Raw genomic sequence first — 26,539 nt, forward strand, 5'->3', positions numbered from 1 at the left:
TCTAGCTTATCAATTGATTAAGCAGATACCTTATCAGCTACATCACTAAAATCTTTAATCTGATCAAAGTTCATGTACTTGTAGATGTCAGCACTGCTTGCATTAATCACACCAATGTCAGCCATATATTCTTCCTTCGTTGGAATACGACCCAACTTAGAACAAATCGAAGCCAATTCAGCAGAACCTAAATAAACAAAGGTATTTTTACCTAAGCGATTCGGGAAATTACGTGTTGATGTAGACATAACCGTTGCACCTTCACGAACTTGAGCTTGGTTACCCATACAGAGGGAGCAACCCGGCATTTCCATACGTGCGCCAGCACTACCCAATACACCATAATGACCCTCTTCTGTTAACTGTTGCGCATCCATCTTCGTCGGAGGAGCAACCCATAACTTAACAGGAATATCACGCTTACCTTCTAGCAATTTAGATGCAGCACGGAAATGACCAATGTTAGTCATGCAAGAGCCGATGAATACTTCATCGATTTTTGCACCAGAAACCTCTGACAATGTCTTCACATCATCTGGGTCATTAGGGCACGCCACGATAGGCTCGTGCACATCTGCCAAATCAATCTCAATAACCGCAGCGTACTCAGCATCAGCGTCACCTTTTAATAATTCAGGTTTAGCCAACCATGCCTCCATCGCTTTAATACGACGAGCTAAAGTACGAGCATCTGAGTAACCATTAGCAATCATCCACTTCATCAATGTAATGTTGCTGTTCATGTACTCAATAATTGGATCTTTATTTAAATGCACGGTACAACCAGCAGCTGAACGCTCTGCAGACGCATCAGACAACTCAAAGGCCTGCTCAACTTTAAGATCTGGCAAACCTTCAATTTCAAGAATACGGCCAGAGAAAATGTTCTTCTTACCCTTCTTCTCGACGGTTAATAGGCCTTGCTTGATTGCATACAAAGGAATTGCATTCACTAAATCACGCAAAGTTACGCCAGGCTGCATCTTGCCTTTAAAACGCACCAATACAGACTCAGGCATATCCAAAGGCATAACGCCTGTGGCTGCAGCAAATGCTACCAAACCAGAACCAGCCGGGAAAGAAATACCAATTGGGAAACGAGTATGTGAGTCACCACCCGTACCTACTGTGTCTGGCAATAACAAACGGTTTAACCATGAGTGAATCACACCATCACCTGGACGCAAAGCAACACCACCACGCGTACTGATAAAGTCAGGTAGCTCATGGTGCATCTTCACATCAACTGGCTTTGGATAAGCAGCTGTATGGCAGAAAGACTGCATCACCATATCTGAAGAGAAACCTAAACAAGCTAAGTCTTTTAGCTCATCACGAGTCATTGGGCCCGTTGTATCTTGTGAACCAACGGTTGTCATCTTAGGCTCACAATAGGTACCTGGGCGAACGCCTTTACCTTCAGGTAAGCCACATGCACGACCCACCATCTTCTGCGCCAATGAGAAACCTTTACCAGAATCAGCTGGATTTGTTGGCAAGCGGAACAATGTGGAAACAGGTAATCCTAATGCTTCACGTGCCTTAGTTGTTAAGCCACGGCCAATAATCAATGGAATACGGCCACCAGCACGCACCTCATCGAACAACACGTCTGATTTAACTTTAAATTCAGCAACCACTTTGCCGTCTTTTAGCGCTTTACCTTCATATGGGCGCAATTCAATTACATCACCCATATTCATACTATTAACATCTAATTCAATTGGTAACGCGCCTGCGTCTTCCATCGTGTTATAGAAAATAGGAGCAATTTTGCTACCTAAGCAAACACCACCAAAACGCTTGTTTGGTACATAAGGAATATCTTCGCCCGTGAACCACAACACTGAGTTAGTTGCTGACTTACGTGAAGAACCTGTACCAACCACGTCACCAACATAAGCAACCAAGTTACCTTTAGCTTGCAAAGCTTCTAACTGCTTAATTGGGCCAACCTTACCTGGCTCTTGTGGCTCAATACCATCACGCGGGTTCTTCAACATTGCTAAAGCATGCAAAGGAATATCTGGACGGCTCCAAGCATCTGGCGCAGGAGACAAATCATCGGTATTTGTTTCACCAGTTACTTTAAATACAGTCAACGTCATGCTTTGCGGCACTTCTGGTCGGCTAGTAAACCACTCAGCGTCAGCCCAGCTTTGCAATACAGCCTTCGCATTAGCATTACCCTTGTCTGCCTTTTCCTTAACGTCGTGGAATTGATCAAACATCAACAAAGTCTTTTTCAAACCATCAGCAGCAATCTTGCCTACTGCAGCATCATCTAACAAATCAATGAGAGGAGAAATGTTGTAACCGCCTAGCATCGTACCTAGTAGCTGCGTTGCTGTTTCACGAGTAATTAATGGTGTTTTTTCTTTACCAAACGCAACCGCTGCTAAATAAGAGGCTTTAACTTTAGCCGCATCGTCCACGCCAGCCGGCACACGATACGTAATCAATTCAACTAATGTTGACTCTTCACCTTTAGGTGGGTTTTTCAACAACTCAATCAACTCACTAGTCTGCTGAGCAGATAATGGTAGCGGTGGAATACCTAGTGCCGCGCGTTCAGCGACATGGTCACGATAGGCTTTCAACATAGTCTTTCCCTCTCTATTTAGACAATTAAATAAACCAATATTCTAAGACTTATATCTTATATAAGACTTACCTTACTGGCAAGTTTTAAACATAGATTATCACCAGAAAAATATCCTAGTATGATTGCGTTGACCTGACAAATATGGGTCTTAAAAACATCTTTTAAATCAATCAGGTAAAGTGTCAGCCTATGAAGAAAACTGATCTCTATAAGAACGCTGGCTTAGCGGTTGCCAACCAAATGAAAAATTCTGTTCCAAAACAGGATGTTAAATCCAAAAAAGATAAAAAGTCGTCAGCCAAACTAAACCCACTACTTGCTTCTTTATTGAAAAAACCTGATTAAAAGCACTGTAACGCTTAAATTCTAAATTTTTCTTTCATATCAGCCGGCCAAGAAACAGCCTTCTGCGCTTTGAAATCAACCCAAACCATTGTGGCGCCACCTGCTGCATAAACCGTATCTGGGTCAGTGGTTAATGACATTAAATTAAATGTATCAACCCCCACTCGAGTTGGGTTGGCGATATATGTTTTAACAATTAAATCAGCTGGGTAGGTAACCTGTTTCATAAAGTTACAAAAAGCGTTTACAACGACAACACCTTGTCCGTCTCTTTGAATATTTAATTGATAGCTATCCAACCAGTTAATTCGAGCCTGCTCAATATATCTAAAATAGACTGCGTTATTAACATGTCCCAAGGCATCCATATCACCCCAACGAATTGGGATGATAGATTCATGGACAAACTTTTTTTCCTGCGGAATCTCAATACGCATAATTAGATAAAGATTTTTTAAGGCGTCTGCTTATCAATCTTGAACCAAGCAGCATACATTGCAGGCAAAGATAACAAAGTCAAAGCAGTTGCGACAATTAACCCCCCCATAATGGCAACAGCCATAGGCCCCCAGAAAACACTTCTAGATAACGGAATCATCGCTAATACTGCAGCAGCTGCCGTCAAAATAATCGGACGATAACGACTGACACACGCATCAATAATTGCCTGACGCGCAGCAACGCCAGCTGCACGCCCCTGCTCTATTTGATCAATCAAAATGACCGAGTTACGCATAATCATCCCTAGTAAGGCGATAAAGCCTAATAAGGCCACAAAACCAAAAGGTCGGTTAAGTAGTAATAATGACATTGCAACACCACAAATACCCAATGGACCCGTTAGCAACACTAAGAATGCTCTAGATGTACTCTTTAACTGAATCACCAACAATGTAAATGTAATAAAAAGCATAATAGGCATACCGGCCATAATTGACATCTGCCCCTTACTACTTTCTTCCACAGAACCACCAATATCAATTCTGTAACCTGGCGGTAATTGATCAATTAACGGCTTAAACTGCCCCATCAATACTGTCGTCGCCGTTGGTCCCTGCACGCCAGGATTAACGTCAGCCTGAACCGTTAAAGCGTATTCTCTATTCTCACGCCATACAGTTGCTGGCTCCCAAACTACTTTAACTTGAGCAATACGCGCTAACGGCACAGGAGTCCCCGTGACCGTTGCGAGCATCGTATCGTTAATATCAGCAATTTGATCGCGCTCATGTCGCGGTAAGCGCAATACGATTGGCAAAAGACGGTCAGACTCTCGGTACTGACCAATGGTTACGCCGCCAAAATGACTCGATAGAGTCTGCGCGATCACCTGAGGAGGAACTCCTAACTCACGGGCTTTAGCAGTATCAACTTCAATTTTCGCAACTGGCTGATTTTCATTCCAGTTATCGTTCACGCCATTTAACAAAGGTGATTGACGCATCATCTCTTTGAATTGAAGAGAAATTTCTTTCAACTTAATAGGATCGCTACCAACAATCCTAAACTGAACTGGATAAGCAACAGGAGGTCCGTTAGGCAACAGCTTAGTACGAATACGAGCATCAGGCACAGCCTCACCTAAGTGAGTAGGCAATTCCTTAACCAAGCGATCACGCTCCGCTGGCTCAGCAATAATGATGGCCTGCGCCACACTCGTTCTTGGAAAAATAATATCCAAAGGCAAGAAGAACCTAGGCGCACCATTACCAATCCACATCGTGACAGATTGCACACCCTTCTGCGCAAGAATAGTTGATTCAACACGTTTAGCGGCATCCTCAGTAGCCTCAAAACTTGTGCCTTCAGCCATATAAAGATCAATCAAAATTTCGGGGCGAGATGAATCCGGGAAGAATTGTTGCTGAACTTGCCCCATACCAATAATACCGATGAAAAAACTAGCAATCGTGGCGATGATTGTTTTTTTACGGTTATCAATACACCAACTAACAACAGATTTAAAACGTTGATAAAACGGTGTATCAAAATGTTCATGTGACTCACCGGCTGGCGTTGCATGAGCAGGCTTCTTCAGCAACAAATATCCTAGATAAGGCACAAATAAAACCGAAACAAACCAAGAAATAACTAAGGCAGCAGCTGTCACGGCAAAAATTGCAAAGGTATATTCACCAACCGCTGACTTAGCAATACCAATAGGCAAAAATCCAACCGCTGTAATTAAAGTGCCCGTTAACATCGGCATAGCCGTCAACTCATAAGCAGCAGTTACTGCTTTTAAACGATCAGCCCCTTCTTCGAGTTTTCTAACCATCATTTCTACAACAATAATGGCATCATCTACCAATAAACCCAAAGCAATAATCAACGAGCCTAAGGAAATTTTATGAAGGCCCACTCCAGATAAATACATCACCAAAAATGTAACGGCCATCACTAACGGAATACTAATTGCCACCACCAAACCTGGCCAAGGATCAATGCGCCATGGATTTCTATGCAAACCTAAAGCCAACAAGCTCACGAGAAGAACAATAATGAGCGCCTCTAATAGAGTTCCCAAAAACTCTTTCACTGACCCAGCTACAACTTGAGGCTGATTTTGAATCAAGGACAAGCTAACACCAGAAGGTAGGTCTTTTTCAATTGCCTGTGTTGCCGAAGCCAACACCTTACCCAATTGAACAATATCCCCACCACGCGCCATGGAGACCCCCAAAGCCACTAGCTCTTCGCCTTGGTAACGCACCTTGCTTTCAGCAGGATCCACCGGCGATCGACGTACCTCTGCAATATCACCCAAGCGCAATGATGCGCCCGTTGGCGAACGCAATGGCATCGCTTTTAAATCTGAAACATTCTCAAATGGACCACCAACTCTAATTGGCAGAGAAAAGTTTTTAGACTCGAGGTTACCGCCACCTTCAATCGCATTCTGCTGATTCAATTGCTGAGCAACCGTAGCTGGACTTAAACCATATTGAGCCATCCTCTTTCTAGATAGCTCAACATAAACCTGCTCATCCTGCAAACCATAAATATCAACTTTTCCAACGTCTTTAACCTGAAGCAACCTTTGTCTGACATATACCGTAAAGTCTCTTACCTCAGCAGGCGTGTAACCCTTGGCTGACATGGCATAAATAACGCCATAGGTATCTCCAAAATCATCATTGAAAAATGGTCCCTGCACTCCAACAGGCAAAACACTTCTAGAGTCATTTATCTTTTTTCTAACGGTGTAAAAAATATTAGCCACATCTTTAGGAGGGCTGCTATCTTTTACTTGAAAAATAATAGTGGACTCACCAGGATGAGAAAAGCTTCTAATCTTGTCAGCATAAGGCACTTCTTGAAGAATTTTTTCAATCTTATCAGCCACCTGATCAGACATTTGGGTCGCAGTGGCCCCTGGCCACATCGTATGAATAACCATCACCCTAAAAGTAAATGGCGGATCCTCATCTTGCCCCAACTGAAAGTAAGCCCCAATCCCCAACACCATTAGAGCAACCATCAAGTAACGAGTCAAAGAAGCATTAACAATCGCCCAACGCGATAAGTTGAATTTTCCGAAACTCATTTAATTCGCCTTGTCTTTTAATGCAATGCGAACTTTTTGGCCAACATTTAAAGCATGCCAACCCGTAGCGATTACCACATCACCATTAGCTAAACCGGACAATACAGGCACACTACTTTCATCAGCCTGACCTAGCTTGAGTTGCACTAATTCCAATACACCAATGGAATCAGAACCAGCATCTAACTTCAATTTAAATACGGACACGCCATCACTATGTATAGCTGTTGTAGGCAAATATATCTGATCTTTATTAGTTTTCTTTTGTGCTATTTTCTTTTCCGTAACCACTACTTTTGCTACCACATCCGTTGAGCTAACAGATTGACCTAATTGCAATTTAATATCGCCCACAACCCCTTGATCTGGTGCTCTTAAAGTCACAAACCCCAACTGATCTAATGATTGCTCATACTTGGCTCTAGCTCCCTCGATAACCGCAACACGACGCTCAAACTCAGAGGCAGAAATAAAATTTTTATCTCTTAAATCAGAATAGCGGCGGAAATCGCCCTCTGCTGACTGGAGCTCAGCTTTTGCAGCTCGATAGCTCGTTAAGGCAGAAGACTCTGCCATAGACATACTTGTTGGCATCACGCGAGCCAAAGCTTGACCAGCAATTACCTTATGTCCTTTAGAAACCAAAATCTCTAAAACTTTGCCAGAGGCATCAAAAGTTAAAGCATCTGGATTTTTGGAATATGAAGAAGTAGTGGCGGGCACACTAACCTGGCCAACAACGACAACTTTAACAAGGCGCGGCAATGGCGCATCATCAGATTTAGCTCCGCAAGCAACTAGCAGAGAAATGATTAATGTAGATAAAGTAGTTTTAAATATTCTTGAATTCATTCTCAGATTTTAGTCCAAGAATCTCGAAATTATCTAGGGTTCAAGGCAACTTAAAGCACTCAAAAGGAAACAAAATCGCTTGACTTTTAAGTGCTCAGGATAGCAAAAACACCTCTAAATTGGCTCAGAATTAAATCTGCTGAGCCAGCATATAGAGATTCGTTGACCTAGCACCAGAGCGACAAAACGCCAATACAGGGGTCGGCATCGTTGCCAGTAAACGAGCCATTTCTTGAGCCTGCTCCAAGGTAATCTGACCGCTTACTACGGGCAGATAAGCATAGTTCAAACCAAGCGCTTTTGCAGCAGCCTCAACTTCAGCATTTAAGGGCTGAGTTGCTCCACCCTCACCATCTGGACGATTATTGATAATTGACTTATAACCCTGGCGAGCAATTTCCGCCACATCCTCCGGCATGATTTGCCCCAAAGTTCCGAACTGCTCGGTATGACAAGCGATTTGAAGTGGCATGCCACATCCTCCATTTGAATAATTTGAACTACCACTAGCAATAACTGGCTCACAAGGTGGCGGCAACATTCTCCAGTTTAAATATTTCATCGCAAGTGCGGCACCAACCACAAATCCAATAAAAGCAATAAATGAGCTTATTGCCAGAGTTGAAATTCCAGCTAAACCTTGACCAATTGTGCAACCTAATGCGGTAACACCCCCAACCCCCATCAAAACTCCGCCCAACAAATGATTAGCGGTGTCTTCAGCATTTCTGAATGTTTCCCAGTGAAATGTTCTAGTAATCAATGAATAAACAGCGGAACCAACCACCAAACCAATAACAGAAACAATTCCCAAAGTTAGTTTTTTGCTTACATCGCTAAAGAACGTTAACCACTCAATCAGGTATGCATAAGGTGCCACAAAAGTTAAGCTTTCCATCCGACCAGAGTTTGTCGAAACAAACACCTCTTCTAATGTATTAGGATCTTCCGCAACGTAACCTAGCTGACCTGAAATCCACCATATAGCCAAGATAGCACCGCCAACACCCAGTCCGGCCAAAAAGTTATTTAATGTCCAAAAATGTTTCTTTGATAAAGCAAATAAAATGAAGGCCCCGCCTAATACCGAAGCAATTAATAATTGAAGGACCGCTTTAGATACACCCAAAATCGGTGATAAAACACTAGGCAAATCTTGTGTTGTTGTTAATGTGAAAAAAACTGTATCCACAGTATTAACCCGCAACACACCAAAAATCCCTTTTAGAGTCATATAAGAAGAAAGGGCTAGCGTCAAAAACACAATTAGAGACTTCAAACTACCACCACCAATTCGGACCAATGTTTTGCTACCGCAACCAGAGGCAAGCACCATACCAAAACCAAACAATAGACCACCAACAATTGTTGATAGCCAAGTAATTTTGGACCCGGTATAAATGGATTTTCCTGAATCAATCAAACCTGTGGAAGTTAAAAAACCAACTCCAATAATGGCAACTCCCATTGCCATCAACCACTGGCGCATCCGAGTCCACTCCCCCATAACAATCACATCAGTAATTGCACCCATCGTGCAAAAACGAGTTTTCTGCATAACAATTCCCAAAATAACTGTTACAGCAAATGTGCTCCAAAGCACTTGTGATTGAATAAGAGCTAAATTAATTTCTGGCATGATCTCTAAACCTTATAAGCCTAGTATTTTATGGCATTTTTGTAGGTTCAGATGGAATCTTTAAATAAGCTTGATCATCGAATCTAGGAACCCAATTGGGCCTATAAATAACAAAAACCGCCAAAAGCATCCCCGAGAGAGACCCTTCTGTAAAAGACAAAATGATCAATGTCACCAACCAATCTGTCATATCCATAGATAAACCTGCTACGGTAGGCAACATCGTCTGTTGCGCCACCATCAAAATAACTCCCGGCACAATCACACTTAATACGCCAGCCACATAGCCATGGCCTAGAATAAAAATAAATAAATGTTTAGGAAAAAGCTTAGAAATAATCTGCATGGCGCCACATGCTGTGATTGCTGGCAAGACGCCTAAAATAAAAAACTGCTTTAAAGCCTGATCAATACCCCAAGAACTCACCAATGCAACCAGAGCCGTCACAAAGGCTAGCATCACAATCGCTGGTCTAACCCCGTACATGGCCACCAACAAAGAAGCCCCAAAAAATTGGAATGAAAGTCCTACCAAGGTTTCTGCTGCCATCCCTGACATATTGGCTTTAATGTTCCATGCAAGCCCTAAAGCCAATATCCCACCTACAACAGAAGGGAGAACTGTCGGTTTAAATAAAATCCTCCAGTGAGCCCCCGACAAAGCCCACCCCAAGACTAGACCAGAAAGAACTAAATAAACCCCGGTCACATAGCCCCCCCTCTAATGTTTTACCAGTTAAACACCAAACCCCGGATTACCTTTGATACCTTCAATTTTTGGCATATTTAGAGACTTAGCTTTCACAGTTTTGATGTCTCGTAAATATTTAGACATCACATCCCAAATGGGCTCACCACCTACAGCCTTAGCTTCCTCTGCCACCGGAGCCCAGCCTGCCACCTTATAAGACTTATTTGGATCAATTAGTTGACCACGTAGCATCATGTTATTAATTCGCTTACCAGCCTGCGCCGTGGGATTAATATCATATTGAAGCCCACCCACACGTACCATATCACCGCCTTGCTGATAATAAGGATCTGGGTTAAATAAGTTATCAGCCACGTCCTCTAAAATCGTTTTAATCATCTCACCACTCATGGTGCTAACGGTTGTCCAAGGATAAGTAATAGCTGTTTGATCTAACAAATGCTCCATCGTAATAGCTTGACCTGGTAATAGCGATGTACCCCAACGGAAACCCGGTGAAAAAGCTATCTCGGCATTCTTCACCGCCATTAACCCATCTAGAATTAACTGATCAAAACTGCCATTGAAATTGCCTCGTCTATACAACAACCCTTCCGTTACCGCTAACTTCTCAGAAAGTTTTGACTCAAAAGGAGCTCTCATTTTGCTAATCAACTGATTCATAGCAGAATCAGCCGGAATCATTTCAGAAAACACAGGCAATAATTTATAGCGGAAATCACTAACCTTTCCGGCGTTCACTTTGAAGTCTAAAACACCCAAATATTTACCATTTGATCCAGCATTGGTGACCAAAGTCACACCACTAGCATTCTTCACTTTAACTGGCGTTGGCACACCATCATGCGTATGACCACCCATGATCGCATCAATACCCGTTACGCGGCTAGCCATCTTAAGATCCACATCCATACCATTGTGCGATAACACTACAACAACCTTAGCCCCTTTGGCACGAACCTCTTGCACCATTTGCTGCATATGCTCTTCTTGAATACCAAATGTCCAATTAGCGACCATATAACGAGGATTAGCAATTGGTGTATAGGGGAAAGCCTGACCAATGATGGCCACTTTCACACCATTCATTTCACGGATAACATAAGGATCAAATACTTGATCACCAAAATCATTAGTCTTAATGTTTTGCGCTAAGAAAGAAACCTTACCCTTAAAGTCTTTTTCAACAATCTCTTTGACGCGCTCCTCACCAAGCGTCATCTCCCAATGAGGCGTCATGATGTCAACGCCCAAAGCCAAACAAGCATCTACCATATCCTGGCCATTAGTCCATAAAGCGGTGCCTGAGCCTTGCCAAGTATCACCACCATCAAGCAATAAAGCGCCAGGTCGACTAGCCTTCATTTTTTTAACTAAGGTTGCCAAATGGGCAAAGCCACCAACCTTACCGTATGTAGCTGCCGCTTTTTCAAAATCCAAATAAGTAAACGCATGAGCCTCTGGCGTTCCAGGCTTAATATTGTGAGCCTTTAATAAATGCTCCCCCACCAAATGGGGCGTCTGCCCAAACTGAGAACCAAAACCTAAATTGACATCAGGTTCGCGAAAATAAATAGGTTTTAACTGCGCATGACAATCTGTGAAATGCAAGAAATGAACATTACCAAAACGAGGCAAATCATAAAATTTATTAGCTGCAACTTGCGCACTTGCATAGTCAGTATTTAAAACCATACCTCCAGCAGAAGCTACGGCTAATACCTGCAAAAATTCTCGGCGATTCATTGACATAAAGATGTCCTTTAAAAAATAAAAAAGCCGCCATACTTTTAATATAGCGGCCCAGTTTTAACCCATTACTGATTAACAGGAGACTTAGGATCTAACAACAATGACATCACATGACGCATTTGCTGCTCATTTAATAACTTATAGTGTCCAATGCGCGGCATATTGCTACATGCGTTATAGGCTTTAGAGTTATAAATCTTTCCCCAAGTGTACTGAACAACTGCTTCAGAGTTGCCGCGCAACTTGCCATAATTCCACAAGGATGGCCCGATGGAGCCATGAGAAATTTCTTTTTTATCAATTTGATGGCAGTTATAACAACCCCCACCAACAACCGTATCAGCTTTATCTGTCCATGTTGCACCTCGGCCACTTTGAGCAATTGCCTCACCCTCTTTCCAGTCACCGAAGTACTGGCCATTAGCAGGTAATTTAATCGTCGCTAAGTTAGCCTTCTCAATTGCTTCACGTTTCTTAGGATCGCCTTTAGCAGCAAGATTTACTGGATCAGAACAAAATTTTTGCGTTTCATCCTGATCTAATCGATCCATGGTTGCAATACCGTTTGCCTTAAAGCTCTCACTATGCATTTTTTCAAACTTGCTTTGAGCTGATGCAAATGATGTAGATAAAGCTATCAAGATAGCAGGGATAACTAAGGTTAGTTTTTTCATTTTATGTCTCCTCTGCAATTAACGCTTCAGCCCAGGGGTATTCATCTCACCACCTTTAGCGTTAACGCCCATATAAACGGACAAAGCAATCGTCACATCAGAAATGTAAATCGGCTCTGGGAATCTTTGTTGGCGATAACAATCATTTAGACGACGCTGCATTGTCCAGAAATTACCACTAGATACTCTGTAAGCTGGCCAGTACCCAAAACCTAAAGCAGCACCTTTTTGCTCTGTTAGATTAGGCAAATCTTGCAGACGAATACGTTTGTTGTTTTCACCATGGCAAGAGGCACAAGAAAAGTCCATTGGCCCACCCTGAAAATAAAAAGCTTTCTTACCCATCTCATACATTTCTTTTTCTTTAGGGTGCTTATTTGGCACATTAATCTTCATGCCTTTAGAGTGCGTCACCACGTAAGCCACAATCGCCTCAACATCTTTACGCTTACCTTTTTCAAAGCCTGCGTTAATAATTTCCTTTGCATCGTAACCTTGCAATTTCTCCATACAAGTAATGATGCGAGACTCTAAATCTTGAACTTTATTGGTATCTTTAAAATATCTTGGCAACTCTGCAGCAGCCCCTTTAACAATCCCTGGGCCTTTACCTAAGTCGCACTTCTCTAAGGTGGCATTTTTAGGACCCATGGGCCGCTTCCAAATCTCCTCGCCTGCAGCTTCATAGAGCTCCGCAGGATTGCCATCAGCAATCATTTCGCGGTATTTAGCAATTTCATCGGTAGCACTTTGCGCCATTGCTAAACCAGCAATCAAACTCAAAGATGCCAAGAAAATACTTTTCAATCTAGTCATGTCCCACCCCTCTTGAGAAAAAACCCCGCAACTCCATAAGAGCTAAGCGGGGCTCTCATCTACATACAAAAATTAGCTAATCTTAGCTTCGTCTGTACGCTTATCGTTTCTGTTGTCTACCCAAGTAATGCTAACAGTGTCACCCTTAGCGCCACCTTTAAATTTAAAATTTAAAAATGGATCTTTAGATACAGCTGTACCAAACTGGCCTTCAAATACAACTTTACCTTTGCAAGTTGCTGTCACAGTCGTAATGTGATGGGCTGGAATCACTTTGCCAGCAGGATCTTTACGCTGACCTGTTTCCATATCGTGCTTCATTAAAACTTTTACATCTACCACGCCGCCATTCTCTTGGGCTCTTACGCGCATTGGATCTGCCATGTTATTTCCTTTCAATACTTATTAATGATTGACCAAGTCATGCGCGCATTAACCGCCGCAACCACCCAAAGTCACTTTAACTTCTTTTGTAGTTACATACCACTTACCATCAGCCTTGACTAAGGCATGCACATTAGATGTTTGAGCCATCTTCACGCGTGAAGCTACAAAAGGCTCTGTATCAGCCGTCATCAAAAATTGTGCCGCTAAAGCACTTGGATTCTTCTCAACCAAAATAGCAATTTGCTGTGTCTTAGGCAAAGTTGTTGTTACTCCCACAGGCACAACAGCACCATTTTCAGCGATATCAGGAGCATTAATCGTTACAGCTGATGATTTATCAGCAGACGAACCTCCCAATGCCTTCAAAACATCATCCAATGATTTACCATCAAAAGCAGCTTTATTCCAATCAGCAGCTTGCGCCTCTGAAATTAGCCCTGTTGCGGCCATCAAACCAATAATTGCTGTTAATCGCAGCGCTTCACGACGCTTAAGGTTCATTTGAACTCCTCATAAAAATAACTAATTTCACAACATTCTTAATACTAATACTTTATTGACCAGTTAGCACCCATCTTACTAAAGTATCAATATCTCCATCAGGTACATGGGCATGAGGTGGCATCGGAATCGCTCCCCATACACCCGCACCACCCAACTTAACCTTTTGATTCAATTTTTTCATGGCATCGGCCTGCCCCTTGTACTTTGCCGCTATTTCTGAAATAGCTGGCCCAATCGCTCTACTCGCTGGAGCATGGCAAGTTGCACAATTATGTTTCTTAAACAAACCTGCAGGAGTAACAGATTCAGCACTGGCTAATGTCAAAACAAATCCGCCTTTTTCAGGAAGCTTATTTGCTGGCGGCTTACTCGTATCAGCCCCTCTAAAAGCTCCAAATGCCCTATTTTGCAAAGCCAAATTATCGTGGGCATTTCTAGCGTAATCAGGTAATGTTGAACCAATCGTTACATGCTTGGAACAATCGCTCATACAAGCTGTAGCTTTGACATCAGGTTTACCACCTTCATTCCATAAGCCGTGCGATTGAGTCATACCATTACGGTTAGGCATTAGCTTTTGAACTTCGGCAATATTCTGATCACTTAAAGTAAAGTCATCTGGAACAATTTCAGCCATGCTCAAAACATAACCAAGCACTGCATAGGTGTCATCCACAGTTAATGTTCTTGGAGCGTTCCAAGGCATAGCACGATGAATATAATCCCATAAGGTTGAAACAGTTGCCACCTTCATTAAAGTTGTTCGCTGTGGTTGTTTCGGATTTGTTAACGAAGCTACGCGACCAGTCTGCATATCCTCTTTGGTAGTTCCGCCAACAATCGGTGTAAACACTTCATTAGATTCACCAAAAGTGCCATGACAAGATGCGCAACGACTCTCCCAGACTTCTTGGCCTCTAGCAGTTGTACCTGAGCCTTTTGGTAAACCCTTAAAATCTGGGCGCACATCAATATCCCATGCAGCAATTTCATCCTTGGTTGCCTGACGTCCAATACCTTCATATTTAGATTGCGCCAAAGATAAAGTTGAAAAAGATAAGAACACCCCCACCAACAATAATTTGCGCATCAATGGATTAGCCAACTTGTACATTGCTTAGCTCCCCATTAACATCAAGCTTCCATGCTTGGATTGAATTATTGTGATAAATCGAACGCGTACCACGCACCTCACGCAATTGTTTGATCATCGGCTGTACATAACCAGTCTCATCAGTTGCTCGAGACATCAATATCGCAGGTGAACCATCCCATGTCCAATCCATATTGAAGCGCGTCACAGCCTTAGATAAAATTGGAGTCTCAAGTCTTGCTCGTTTCCAGTTGTTGCCACCATCAACGGAAATGTCTACATGTTTAATTTTTCCTCGGCCAGACCAAGCAAGACCTGTGATGTTATAGAAACCTTTATCCAGTAACTGCTGGCCACCTGACGGTGTTGTAATCACAGATTTACATTCTTGAATAGTCGTGTACTGACGATGTAAACCATTTGGCAACAAATCAATATAGTGAACAGCTTCATCTTTCGAGGCATAAGGCATATCCCCTACCTCTAAGCGGCGCAACCATTTCACCCAACTCACCCCTTGAATACCAGGAACCACTAACCGTAATGGATACCCATTTTCAGGCCTAAGCATTTCACCATTCATAGCCCAGCAAACAAGAACATCCTTCAGGGCAGCATCCATAGGAATAGTTCTTGTCATGCCAGAACCATCCCCACCCTCAGCCAATATATATTTACCTTTTTTCAGATCAGCCCCACACATATCCAACAGGGTTGATAACGGCACGCCAGTAAATTCACAACAAGACAACATGCCGTGCGTATATTGAACGCTCGGCACAGCAACGTTACCCCACTCCAAACCAGTATTCGCACCACACTCAATAAAGTGAATTCTAGAAACAGCAGGCAAACGCATCAAATCATCCATGGTGAACACTTTTTCTTCTTTCACCAGACCGTTAATCATCAAACGATGCTGCGCAGGGTCGATGTCATACCAACCTTGATGATGGCGCTCAAAATGCAAACCGCTTGGGGTAATAATGCCAAAGAAACCTTGCAATGGCGCAAATGCCACAGACGCGGCAGACACTCGGGTCAAACCAGGAGATTCACGACGCTGAAGTGCAGCCTCCCACTGTGATGGCATACCATAAGGACGAGCAGCCACAGGCTGACCTAAAGTAGTCTGCCATGACTGCTTTTCTAAAATAACTTTTTCACCCTCTGCAGCCTCGACAGAACCCATAACTCCACCGGTTGCCGCTGCACCTAGGGCAGTTAGAAAACTCTTACGCAAAAAACCCCGTCGCGTCTCATCCATACCATTTTCAGCAACATCGGCAAATAAATCTTTGCTGACATAATTTTCTGGCGCTTTTTTCACCCGACCGAACTGCATCGTTTTTTTTCTAACTGTCACAAAACCCCCAATAAGATGCGCTCACTAAATATGCTATTTAGCTTTTCAATGATTATTCATCTTTATAGATAATTTTGAAATAAATTAATGTTGAAAACAGCTTATTAATTTCATTTTTAGGGAAAGTCCTAGTGATTTTCAGTTCACAGTTATTAGCTTTATCTAACTATACAAAACAAAAAATACTCACTTAGACAAAGCCACTAAATATGATTTAAATAAAGATTCATTGACCTCAGATATGATTCAACGACACAATGAGTCACCAGATGTACCAAGCTTTCTCATAAGGTAAATATATGCAAATGAAGCGCAGAAATTTCTTCAAGTTATTCGCAGGTGGCGCTAGCGTTGTGTTACTGCCGCAAGTAATCGAATTTGCAAAAGCTGCTGAAGATTTTATTAAAGGTCCACCAGTCAAAGATCATCCCGCCAAACAATTAAGCAAACATGTTTGGATGATCTATTCACCAGATGGATTTCCCACGGCAGAGAATCAAGGCATGATGGCTAATATCACTTTTGCAACAACTAAAAAAGGTATCGTGATATTAGACTCAGGCGCCTCCGTACAAATTGGCGAAATGGCCATAAGAATGATCAAGAAAGTTAGCAATCAGCCTGTTATTGCCATTTTCAATTCACACTATCACGGCGACCACTTTCTAGGCAACCAAGCTTTTGTAGAGGCTTATGGAAAAAATATTCCTATCTACGCCCACTCCTACACGCTTGAACAAATTAAAGGTATCGAAGGCAATACTTGGCGTAACTTAATGGAACGCTGGACTAATCAAGCAACAGCAGGAACAATCGTATTTCCACCAACACATGCAGTGAAGAACGGTGATGTTTTTGATTATGGTGACGTTCACATCAAAGTACATCACTATGGCATTGCTCACACCCCTGGTGATATATGCATGGAAGTCATAGAGGACAAAGTAACACAGGTAGGAGATATCGCCATGGATGGTCGTATTGCCAACATTGATGACGGCTCTTACTTAGGCACATTTAAAACATATAAAGAAATTACTCAAGCAGCAGGCGATCAACTTTGGATTCCAGGACATGGGAATCCAAAGAAAACATTACTGAATGAGTATGGAGAATTTTTGGCAGGCATTTACGAATCTTGTGTTCAAGCAGTTAAGGATGGCAAAGATCCTAGCCAAGCTAAAGCCATGGTTTTAAAAGATCCGCGCGTTATTAAATATGCTAAAAACACAAAGGGCTTTGAAACCAATATTGGTAAATACACAAGTCTTGCCTACCTAGAAGCAGAAAAGGAAGCTTTTTAAGCTTCCTTTTTTAGATATGCCCTATTGTTAATAACTAAATCAGTCCGTTAACCCAGGCAAAAGGTCATTTTTAATATCTTCGATATTCTCAAGCCCTACAGCAATTCTCACTAAACCATCCGTAATACCAGCGGCCAATCTAGCCTCTTCCGAAACCCTAACATGAGTTGTTGTTGCAGGATGAGTAATGGTGGTTCTAGTGTCACCTAAATTAGCTGTAATCGATAACAACTTAGTACCGTTAATTAATTTCCAAGCAGCTTTCTTTCCGCCCTTTAATGTAAAAGACAAAATCGCACCGCCCATTTTTTGCTGACGCTGCGCAATCTCATACTGTGGATGTGATTTCAAGCCAGGGTGATAAACACGTTCAACCGCAGGCTGCTGCTCCAACCATTGCGCCAAATGAAGAGCCGATTCACTTTGCTTTTCAAGACGAAGACTTAAAGTCTCCAATCCTTTAAGAATGACCCAAGCATTAAATGCTGACAAAGTTGGCCCAGCTGTTCGAACATAAGGAAATACCTTCCCCATCACAAATTCATTACTACCAACAATCGCACCACCTAAGACGCGACCCTGACCATCTAAATACTTAGTCGCAGAATGTATCACCACATCCGCACCTAATTCCAATGGTTTTTGTAAAGCAGGTGTGCAAAAACAGTTATCAACGGCATAGATTGCTCCAGCTGCTTTAGCAATTTTTGCAATCGCAGCAATATCCGCCACCTCTGTAAGTGGATTAGAGGGAGTTTCTAAAAAGAATAATTTTGTATTAGGCTTAACCGCCGCTTTCCAAGCGCCCAAATCAGACATATCAACATAGGTAGTTTCAATACCGAACTTACCTAAAATAACACTGAACAGTTGAATGGTTGCCCCAAAAACAGACCGTGAACAAATCACATGATCACCAGCCTGTAAATGTGCCATAGCCACAGTCATGATTGCAGACATACCAGATGAAGTGGCAATACAAGCCTCGCCACCCTCGAGCGCTGCCAAACGATCCTGAAACATCGCCACAGTAGGATTAGTAAAACGCGAATAAATAAAACCTTTTTCAGCGTTGGCAAATCCTTCAGCCGCATCTTCTGCTGTGTCAAAACAGAAACTAGATGTCAAAAACATTGCTTCAGAATGCTCGTTAAACTCTGTGCGACGCACCCCTGCCCGAACACCCAAGGTATCGACATGGAGATTTTTAAGATCAGAGGGATTTATTTTTTTATTGCTCATGCCTAGATATTACTCTTGTGAAGCTAAATGCAAATGCAATTGTGAACGTGCCAAATCGGAACTATCTTCAGGTTGCCGATCAGCCAAAGCCTTAGGCGTATTGCGAGAAGCCTCCAAAGCATCTAAATAAGACTCGGTAATATCACCTGTGATGTACTTACCATCAAAACAAGAAGCATCAAAATTCTTAATTGCTGGGTTGATGTCCTGAATAGCACGCTTTAAATCTTCAACATCTTGATAAATTAACTCATCAGCACCAATCATTTTGGTGATTTCTTCATTGGTTCGGCCATAAGCCACTAACTCACTACGTGTAGGCATATCAATACCATACACATTTGGATAGCGAACAGGAGGTGCCGCTGAAGCGAAGATTACTTTCTTAGCTCCCGCATCTCTAGCCATCTGCACAATCTCATAAGAAGTTGTGCCGCGCACAATTGAGTCATCCACAATCAACACGTTTTTATCTTGGAACTCTAAACGCATCGCATTAAGTTTTTGACGAACAGACTTCTTGCGCATCGCTTGACCCGGCATAATAAAAGTTCGGCCAACATAACGATTCTTAAAAAAGCCTTCACGGTAAGGAACCCCCAACAACTTAGCAACCTGCATTGCTGCAGGACGACTTGAATCGGGGATAGGCATCACAACATCAATTTGAGAAACATCTGTTTCTCTAGCAATTTTTTTAGCTAAATAATTACCCATCAACAAACGCACGTCATAAACGGTTACACCATCAATACATGAATCTGGACGCGCCAAATAAACATATTCAAAAATACAAGGTGCAAGAGTTGCCGTATCAGAACATTGCTTACTTTGAAGCTGTCCGTCTAAACCAATAAAAATCGCCTCTCCTGGGGCTACATCCCTTACAAATGTGAATCCTAAACCTTCCAAGGTCACTGACTCAGAGGCAATCATCCATTCAGGACCTTTAGGCGTATCTAAACGACCAATACATAAAGGACGAATACCAAATGGATCACGAAAAGCTAGCAAACCATAACCAGCAATCAACGATACGACTGCGTAAGAGCCTTTTAGACGTTGATGAACCTTTGCTACCGCACCAAAAGCTGAAGCAGCATCTAAAGCAATACTGTCTGTGGCGCGCTGCAACTCATCAGCTAAAACATTTAAAAGAACTTCTGTATCAGAGTTAGTATTAATGTGGCGGCGGTCACGGTAAAACATCTCATCACGTAATACTGATGCATTCGTTAAATTACCGTTATGAGCCAAGATAATGCCGAAAGGCGCATTCACATAAAAAGGTTGCGCCTCTTCTTCACTACTCGCCGATCCAGCAGTTGGGTAACGAACCTGACCAATACCTGCATTACCAGGAAGGCTACGCATATTACGCGTGCGAAAAACATCACGCACCATGCCGTTTGCTTTATGCATACTAAATGAACTACCGTTCATAGTAGCTATACCAGCAGCATCCTGACCGCGATGTTGCAACAGCAACAATGCGTCATAAAGTAACTGATTAACAGGACTATTGCCTACTGCACCGACAATACCGCACATAAAAACCTCTACCTTTTAAAACTTACTTCTTCAACTGACCAGACACCTGATCAGCCCATTCATCTGGTAACCAAGCTTTAGCCATCCCTGTCAACAATTCAATAGCAGGTAATGACCATGCATTGCGCCATTCATTGGTATTAGTGATATTCGTTAAAGCAGCAAGGCTACTTAAAATAACAATCACCAAAATGCCTCTTAAACAACCAAAACCCAAACCTAACAAACGATCCATAGGGCTCAAGCCAGCTTGCTGCAAAACTTTTGCCAAAAAACGACCGGTCAACGCACAAATAATCATCGTGCAAATAAATAAGATAACAAAGCCAAGTGCCAAGCGGGTCATCTCACCACCAGGAACACCAGTTAACCACTCATTCGCCAACCAGGTCGCATAGTGGTAACCAACCCAAGCAGCAGCTACCCAGCCTACCAACGCTAATATTTCCCGAACAAATCCGCGCCAAATACCAAGCAATGCCGAAATAGCCAAGATGGATCCGGCAACAATATCGACTAATGTGAAATGAAGATTCATATTGGGTCGATATCCTTAATCAGTTACTCTGACTTTTGCTCAACGATTTTCGGGCTTAACCCAACATAGCGGATTTTCTTTTCTACGGCATCAGCGGCTGCCTTATCTGCGTAAGGCCCTGAGCGCAACAAATACAATTTCACACCCTCTTTATTGTTTTTAGTATCTAGATAAGTGGAAACTTTTTGCTCTTTTAATTTGGTCTGCCAGTTTTTAACTCTAGCCTCTGAGGAAAACGCGCCAATCTGAATAATAAATTTACCTGTACTAGCCTTTGAGTCTGACTTGCGATCCTCCAAGATCGTTAAAACCTCTTCGCCTTTATCCAAGGTTTTTGCTACTGCAGGGGCTTTATCAACAGATTTATCTGCAGCTTTCTCAGACTTAGATTCTTCTTTCTTTGTCTCAACTACATCTTTGCTATCTTTTTTAGGCTCTTCAGCTTTCTTTTCAGATTTCTCATCCGAAGCCTTTTCATTTTTTGAGCCAGGCTGAATAATTTGAATAACGACATCATTGTTATATTGCTTTGGCTTTGAATCAAAAATCAAAGGTAAACCAACGACGGCAACAAATACTAAAAATACAGCGCCAATTAAGCGATGTCTGGCGCGCTGACGCTCAGGATCTTCTGTCAAAGTATCCTCAGTAGGATAACTATCTTTAGCTTGGGAGCGATTGAAAAATGGTAGGCGCATTAACTAATAATCTAGGTTTAAAGTTGTGTCATATTTAATGAGCTTTTGCATTTCGATAAGCCAACACACCAGCAACGGTATAGAAGGATCCGAATACCGTAATTCTATCACCCTCGCCCGCTTTTTTTAGCGCTGCTTGATAAGCAAGTTCAGGATTTTTAAAGACTTCTACCCCGGCATCCTTGCTCTCCTGAAAGCCAAGCGCCTTTAAACGCTCTGCTAACTCCACCCCTCGAGCGGCTCTGTCAGTCGGCAAGTCGCAAAAATACCAAAAATCCACCTTACCCATCATAGGCTTTAGAACACCATCAATATCCTTATCAGCCATAGCCCCAAATACAGCCAAGGTATAGGGGTGATATGCCATATTCTCTAAATTCTGAGCTAAAGCAGCACTTGCGTGAGGATTATGAGCCACATCTAAAATAATGGTAGGTTGGCCAGGGAGGACCTGAAAACGGCCAGGCAACTCAACCCAAGCCATCCCATTTCGAATTTCCTGAGCGCCTACCGGCAAACGATCTCTGACAGCTGTCAAGGCAGCAATCACGGCAGAAGCATTCAATAGCTGATTTGCTCCTCGCAAAGCTGGATAACCCAACCCTGAGAAACGACGCCCCCGGCCAGCCCACCCCCACTGCTGCTTATCACCCTGAAAGTTGTAATCTTTGCCCAACAACCATAAATCGGCGCCGATTTCTTGAGCATGATCAATTAATGATTGTGGCGGCACAGGGTCGCTACAAACAGCGGGTTTTTCAGTTCTAAAAATACCCGCTTTCTCAAACCCTATTTTTTCTCGCGTATCACCAAGGAAACCAACATGATCAATATCTACGCTTGTCACAATGGCACAGTCGGGATCAATGATATTGACAGCATCTAGTCGCCCACCTAAACCGACTTCTAAAATCACTGCATCTAAACCAGCCTTTGAGAATAAATGCATGATGGCTAATGTTGTGAACTCAAAATAAGTCAAACTTGGCGGGTTAGACAAAGATGAGCGCGCCTTTTCAACAATCTCGAAATGCTCTAATAACAGAGCATCCCCGACCATCTCGCCATTAATACGAGCACGCTCATTAAATTTAAGGAAATGTGGTGATGTATGACAACCTACTTTATAAGAGGCTGCCAAAAGAATACTTTCGAGTAAAGCGCAGGTAGATCCCTTGCCATTTGTGCCTGCCACCGTAAAAATAAGCGCATCAAAATGTAATCCGAGCGCATCCTTCACTCGCGTAATACGCTCCAACCCCATATCAATACCAACAGGGTGCGCTTGCTCTAAATGTTGCAACCAATCATCTAGATTTTGAAACGTAGCCGGCAACTTTAAAACTTAAGCAACAGAATCAGAAGGCAGCTTTAACAACAAAGCCAAAAGATCTGCAATTTCTTTGCGCATATTCCGACGATCAACAATCATGTCAATCCCGCCTTTTTGCAACAAAAACTCAGATCTTTGGAATCCTTCTGGAAGCTTTTCCCTCACAGTTTGTTCAATCACGCGAGGTCCAGCAAAACCAATCAATGCTTTGGGCTCAGCCATAACAACATCACCCATAAAAGCGAAGCTAGCTGAAATACCACCCATCGTTGGGTCAGTTAAAACGCTGATGTAAGGCAAACGTGCATGAGCCAATTGAACCAACATAGCATTTGTTTTAGCCATCTGCATAAGAGATAACAAACTCTCTTGCATACGAGCACCACCCGTTGCGCTAACGCAGATAAATGGCACCTTTTGCTCTAAGGCAGTTTGTGCGCCACGAACAAAACGTTCGCCAACCACAGAGCCCATTGAGCCACCCATAAACTCAAACTCAAAACAAGCCACCACAACAGGTATCGTATGAATCGATCCAGACATAACAACCATGGCATCAGTTTCACCCGTCGTATCAACGGCATCTTTTAGACGGTCTGGGTATTTCTTAGTGTCTTTGAACTTGAGGGCATCAACTGGCAAAACTTCCTGACCAATTTCATGGCGCCCCTCTAAATCTAATAACTTATCTAAACGCTCACGCGCATTGATGCGCATATGGTGATCACATTTAGGGCAAACACGTAAATTAGATTCAATGTCATTGCGATACAGGACTGCCTCGCAAGATGGGCATTTAACCCATAGACCTTCCGGAACACTTTTACGTTGAGAAGGGTCCGTATGTTGAATACTTGGTGGGAGTAGTTTGTCGATCCAGCTCATATTTATTTATCCAACGCCTCGCGTATATCCCTTAGGAATCTTTCCAGAGATTGTAACCTGTCAGCAGGGGCTGCTTCCTCTAAAAGTTGCACAATTCGACTGCCAATAACGACAGCATCAGCAGTTTTCCCCACAGCCACAGCGGAAGCGGCATCCCTAATGCCAAACCCTACCGCAATTGGCACCTCAGAAACCGCCCTAATCTGGGGAATAATGCTTGCCACTGCCTTGGTATCAAGATTAGCAGACCCTGTTACGCCTTTAAGAGATACATAATAGATGTACCCAGCAGCCACTTTAGCGACCTGATCAATACGTGCCTGAGCAGAAGTTGGCGCCAATAGGAAAATTGGGTCAATTCCAGCTAATTTACATTTTTGGGCAAAATCTTCACATTCCTCAGGGGGATAATCAACCACCAAAACCCCATCCACACCAGCATCTTTAGCTGTTTTTACAAAGATTTCAGAGCCCATATGCTCAATAGGGTTGGCATACCCCATCAAAACCACTGGCGTGTGCTCATTGGTCTTTCGAAACTCTTTAACTATCTCAATACATCCCCTCAAACTCATACCATGAGCCAAAGCTCTCTCAGAGGCACGTTGAATAACTGGGCCATCAGCCATTGGATCTGAAAAAGGCACGCCCAACTCAATCACATCTGCACCGCCCTTCACAAGAGCATGCAATAAATCTAAGGTAGCGGCAGGCTCAGGATCACCAGCAGTAATAAACGGAACCAAGCCTTTACGTCCTTGAGCCTTTAGATCAGCAAATACTTTTGCAATTTTTGACATAACTTATTCCTAAAACTTCAATCCAGATTCTTGTGCCACAGTATGCATATCCTTATCACCACGCCCAGATAAGTTCACCAATATCACCTTATCTTTTGGCAAGCTAGCTGCCAACTTACAGGCGTAAGCAATCGCATGACTACTTTCAAGCGCAGGAATAATTCCCTCAATACGACAACAATCATGGAATGCTTTCAACGCTTCATCATCAGTCACAGCCACATATTCGGCACGCTTAGAATCTTTTAACCAAGCATGCTCAGGACCAACGCCTGGATAGTCCATACCGGCAGATACAGAATGCGTCTCTGAAATCTGGCCATTCTCATCTTGCAATAAATAAGTACGGTTGCCGTGCAAAACACCTGGACTACCCGCCACGAGTGCGGCAGAGTGCTCTTTAGTATTTAGGCCATGTCCAGCAGCCTCTACCCCAATTAAATGAACATCAGGCATATCAAGATAGGGATAGAAAATGCCCATTGCATTGGAACCGCCACCTACACAAGCTGTTACATAATCAGGTTGACGCCCAATCATCTCAGGCATTTGAACTTTGCACTCCTCCCCAATCACGCTCTGGAAATCTCGTACCATCATAGGGTAAGGATGAGGTCCAGCTACAGTACCAATGATGTAGAAAGTACTTTCTACATTGGTCACCCAATCGCGCATCGCTTCATTTAATGCATCTTTAAGAGTTTTTGTGCCAGATTCAACAGGCACAACTGTAGCTCCCAACAACTTCATGCGATACACATTCTGAGCTTGGCGCGCCACATCTACAGCACCTTGATAAACCACACACTCTAGACCTAAACGCGCACAAATCGTTGCAGTAGCTACACCATGCTGGCCAGCACCTGTTTCAGCAATAATCCGCTTCTTACCCATGCGCTTAGCCAACATAGCTTGGCCAATCACATTATTAATCTTATGTGCACCCGTATGATTCAAATCCTCGCGCTTCAAATAAATTTGCGCGCCGCCCAAGGTATCACTCCAACGCTTAGCGTGATAAACCGGTGATGGTCGCCCAACAAAGTGCTTAAGTTCGTAATGAAACTCTGCCAAAAATTCGGGATCATGTTGATACTTAGCATAAGTTTCTTTGAGCTCGTTAAGGGCATACATCAAAGTCTCAGAAACAAATACTCCACCATAAGGTCCAAAATGGCCTTTTGCATCTGGAAAATCGTACATAGTCTTACCTCTACAGGGATGCAATACTGGCATCAGCATTGCGAACAGCATCAATAAATGCCCGCATTAATTCTGGGCTTTTCTGACCTTTGGCTATTTCAATACTACTCGAAACATCAACGCCACAAGGTTTAAGGCGTGAGATTCCCTCGCCCACGTTGCGCGTGTTCAATCCACCACTCAAAACGACCCGATGCGCGTTTTCTTTTGCCCATAAATCCGGTATTAAAGACCAATCAAATGTATGTCCAGCCCCACCATATCCCTCAACGAAGGCATCTAGCAAAAAACCGGCTGCTTTCTCGTATTGTAGAGAAAAATCAATTAAGTTGAAGCCTTGTTTCATTCGGGCCGCCTTGACCCAGGGCATACCGTCGGCGACAGCCTCGCAACGCTCTGGACTCTCATCCCCATGAAACTGCCAAAGTGTCAGAGGCGCGCGATCTTTAATCCTTTGCACTTCCTCATCACTAGGATTAACGACAAGGGCCACCGCATCCATACCACCTGGCATCCTGCCGATTAGCGTAGCAGCAACCTCTGGACTCACATACCTTGGACTTTGTGGATAAAAAACAAACCCTAATGCATCCACCCCCAACCCTACTGCGTCATCAACATCAGTAGATCTAGTGAAGCCACAAAGCTTAATTCTAGTTTTCCCAAGGGTATGTTTTAACAAGCCCATCATCA

At 43.0% G+C, this 26,539-nt stretch carries 24 protein-coding genes and 1 pseudogene; 2 read left to right on the plus strand and 23 right to left on the minus strand.

Translation table 11 applies throughout. The features are described 5' to 3' along the window. Positions 1-17: 17 nt before the first annotated feature. Positions 18-2,603, minus strand: a complete 2,586-nt coding sequence (gene acnB / locus ICV01_RS05150; protein WP_215286437.1) for a bifunctional aconitate hydratase 2/2-methylisocitrate dehydratase — start codon at positions 2,601-2,603, stop codon at positions 18-20. A 191-nt stretch (positions 2,604-2,794) separates the two neighbouring features. Between acnB and ICV01_RS05155 the strand changes: the two genes are divergently transcribed. Next, positions 2,795-2,950: a hypothetical protein gene (locus ICV01_RS05155; protein WP_215286438.1), complete on the plus strand. Its 156-nt coding sequence runs from the start codon at positions 2,795-2,797 to the stop codon at positions 2,948-2,950. A 14-nt stretch (positions 2,951-2,964) separates the two neighbouring features. Here ICV01_RS05155 and ICV01_RS05160 read toward each other — a convergent pair whose 3' ends face one another. The 13 genes and pseudogenes from ICV01_RS05160 to soxC all read right to left on the minus strand — a co-directional run bounded on the left by ICV01_RS05160 (position 2,965) and on the right by soxC (position 16,271). Next, entirely contained in the window at positions 2,965-3,387 is a 423-nt protein-coding gene (locus ICV01_RS05160; RefSeq protein ID WP_215286439.1) for a thioesterase family protein, read from the minus strand. A 17-nt stretch (positions 3,388-3,404) separates the two neighbouring features. Then, complete coding sequence (locus ICV01_RS05165; RefSeq protein WP_215286440.1) at positions 3,405-6,497, minus strand: efflux RND transporter permease subunit; 3,093 nt, start codon at positions 6,495-6,497, stop codon at positions 3,405-3,407. Beyond that, positions 6,498-7,349 carry an efflux RND transporter periplasmic adaptor subunit gene (locus ICV01_RS05170; RefSeq protein ID WP_215286441.1) on the minus strand — a complete coding sequence of 284 codons (852 nt, stop codon included), beginning with the start codon at positions 7,347-7,349 and terminating at the stop codon, positions 6,498-6,500. It lies immediately after the preceding gene. 130 nt (positions 7,350-7,479) lie between these two features. Beyond that, complete coding sequence (locus ICV01_RS05175; RefSeq protein ID WP_371817476.1) at positions 7,480-7,911, minus strand: TIGR01244 family sulfur transferase; 432 nt, start codon at positions 7,909-7,911, stop codon at positions 7,480-7,482. Then, positions 7,888-8,988 (minus strand): annotated as a pseudogene (locus tag ICV01_RS05180) (YeeE/YedE family protein); the annotation flags it as partial. The pseudogene ICV01_RS05180 and the gene ICV01_RS05175, both read right to left, overlap by 24 nt. A gap of 28 nt (positions 8,989-9,016) precedes the next feature. Continuing rightward, positions 9,017-9,697 (minus strand): hypothetical protein, encoded by a 681-nt coding sequence (locus tag ICV01_RS05185; RefSeq protein WP_215286442.1) that lies wholly within the window; start codon positions 9,695-9,697, stop codon positions 9,017-9,019. Between the two features lie 27 nt (positions 9,698-9,724). Then, positions 9,725-11,446 carry a thiosulfohydrolase SoxB gene (gene soxB / locus ICV01_RS05190; protein ID WP_215289150.1) on the minus strand — a complete coding sequence of 574 codons (1,722 nt, stop codon included), beginning with the start codon at positions 11,444-11,446 and terminating at the stop codon, positions 9,725-9,727. Between the two features lie 71 nt (positions 11,447-11,517). Then, positions 11,518-12,126 carry a sulfur oxidation c-type cytochrome SoxX gene (gene soxX / locus ICV01_RS05195; RefSeq protein WP_215286443.1) on the minus strand — a complete coding sequence of 203 codons (609 nt, stop codon included), beginning with the start codon at positions 12,124-12,126 and terminating at the stop codon, positions 11,518-11,520. An 18-nt stretch (positions 12,127-12,144) separates the two neighbouring features. Further along, entirely contained in the window at positions 12,145-12,942 is a 798-nt protein-coding gene (soxA, locus tag ICV01_RS05200) for a sulfur oxidation c-type cytochrome SoxA (protein WP_215286444.1), read from the minus strand. Between the two features lie 72 nt (positions 12,943-13,014). After that, complete coding sequence (gene soxZ / locus ICV01_RS05205; protein ID WP_215286445.1) at positions 13,015-13,326, minus strand: thiosulfate oxidation carrier complex protein SoxZ; 312 nt, start codon at positions 13,324-13,326, stop codon at positions 13,015-13,017. A 48-nt stretch (positions 13,327-13,374) separates the two neighbouring features. Then, entirely contained in the window at positions 13,375-13,830 is a 456-nt protein-coding gene (gene soxY, locus ICV01_RS05210) for a thiosulfate oxidation carrier protein SoxY (protein WP_215286446.1), read from the minus strand. Between the two features lie 52 nt (positions 13,831-13,882). Continuing rightward, on the minus strand, positions 13,883-14,947 hold the full coding sequence (locus tag ICV01_RS05215) for a c-type cytochrome (RefSeq protein ID WP_215286447.1): 1,065 nt from the start codon (positions 14,945-14,947) through the stop codon (positions 13,883-13,885). Further along, positions 14,931-16,271, minus strand: a complete 1,341-nt coding sequence (gene soxC / locus ICV01_RS05220; protein WP_215289151.1) for a sulfite dehydrogenase — start codon at positions 16,269-16,271, stop codon at positions 14,931-14,933. Before soxC ends, ICV01_RS05215 begins: the two co-directional genes overlap by 17 nt. 320 nt (positions 16,272-16,591) lie before the next feature. Here soxC and ICV01_RS05225 point away from each other — a divergent pair, with 320 nt between their 5' ends. Then, complete coding sequence (locus ICV01_RS05225; protein WP_251369320.1) at positions 16,592-17,596, plus strand: MBL fold metallo-hydrolase; 1,005 nt, start codon at positions 16,592-16,594, stop codon at positions 17,594-17,596. Between the two features lie 39 nt (positions 17,597-17,635). On the opposite strand, the gene ICV01_RS05230 is transcribed toward ICV01_RS05225, so the two are convergent. Genes ICV01_RS05230 through ICV01_RS05270 form a run of 9 tightly spaced genes read right to left on the minus strand, consistent with a single transcriptional unit; the run spans position 17,636 to position 26,534 of the window. Then, positions 17,636-18,838, minus strand: a complete 1,203-nt coding sequence (locus ICV01_RS05230; protein ID WP_215286448.1) for an O-succinylhomoserine sulfhydrylase — start codon at positions 18,836-18,838, stop codon at positions 17,636-17,638. A 9-nt stretch (positions 18,839-18,847) separates the two neighbouring features. Beyond that, a complete protein-coding gene (gene purF, locus ICV01_RS05235) occupies positions 18,848-20,389 on the minus strand; it encodes an amidophosphoribosyltransferase (RefSeq protein WP_215286449.1) in 1,542 nt (513 codons plus the stop codon). A gap of 22 nt (positions 20,390-20,411) precedes the next feature. Beyond that, positions 20,412-20,927 (minus strand): CvpA family protein, encoded by a 516-nt coding sequence (locus ICV01_RS05240; protein ID WP_215286450.1) that lies wholly within the window; start codon positions 20,925-20,927, stop codon positions 20,412-20,414. 23 nt (positions 20,928-20,950) lie between these two features. Beyond that, entirely contained in the window at positions 20,951-21,625 is a 675-nt protein-coding gene (locus ICV01_RS05245; protein WP_215286451.1) for an SPOR domain-containing protein, read from the minus strand. A gap of 34 nt (positions 21,626-21,659) precedes the next feature. After that, positions 21,660-22,961, minus strand: coding sequence for a bifunctional tetrahydrofolate synthase/dihydrofolate synthase (folC, locus tag ICV01_RS05250; protein WP_215286452.1), 1,302 nt, complete (start codon positions 22,959-22,961; stop codon positions 21,660-21,662). 9 nt (positions 22,962-22,970) lie between these two features. Further along, complete coding sequence (gene accD, locus ICV01_RS05255; protein ID WP_215286453.1) at positions 22,971-23,843, minus strand: acetyl-CoA carboxylase, carboxyltransferase subunit beta; 873 nt, start codon at positions 23,841-23,843, stop codon at positions 22,971-22,973. 2 nt (positions 23,844-23,845) lie between these two features. Beyond that, positions 23,846-24,643, minus strand: coding sequence for a tryptophan synthase subunit alpha (gene trpA / locus ICV01_RS05260; protein WP_215286454.1), 798 nt, complete (start codon positions 24,641-24,643; stop codon positions 23,846-23,848). A gap of 9 nt (positions 24,644-24,652) precedes the next feature. Next, entirely contained in the window at positions 24,653-25,846 is a 1,194-nt protein-coding gene (gene trpB, locus ICV01_RS05265; protein WP_215286455.1) for a tryptophan synthase subunit beta, read from the minus strand. 10 nt (positions 25,847-25,856) lie between these two features. Then, positions 25,857-26,534, minus strand: a complete 678-nt coding sequence (locus tag ICV01_RS05270) for a phosphoribosylanthranilate isomerase (protein WP_215289153.1) — start codon at positions 26,532-26,534, stop codon at positions 25,857-25,859. Positions 26,535-26,539: the final 5 nt, after the last annotated feature.

Source organism: Polynucleobacter sp. MWH-Spelu-300-X4 (assembly GCF_018687515.1).
In the GTDB taxonomy this organism is placed as follows: Bacteria; Pseudomonadota; Gammaproteobacteria; order Burkholderiales; family Burkholderiaceae; genus Polynucleobacter.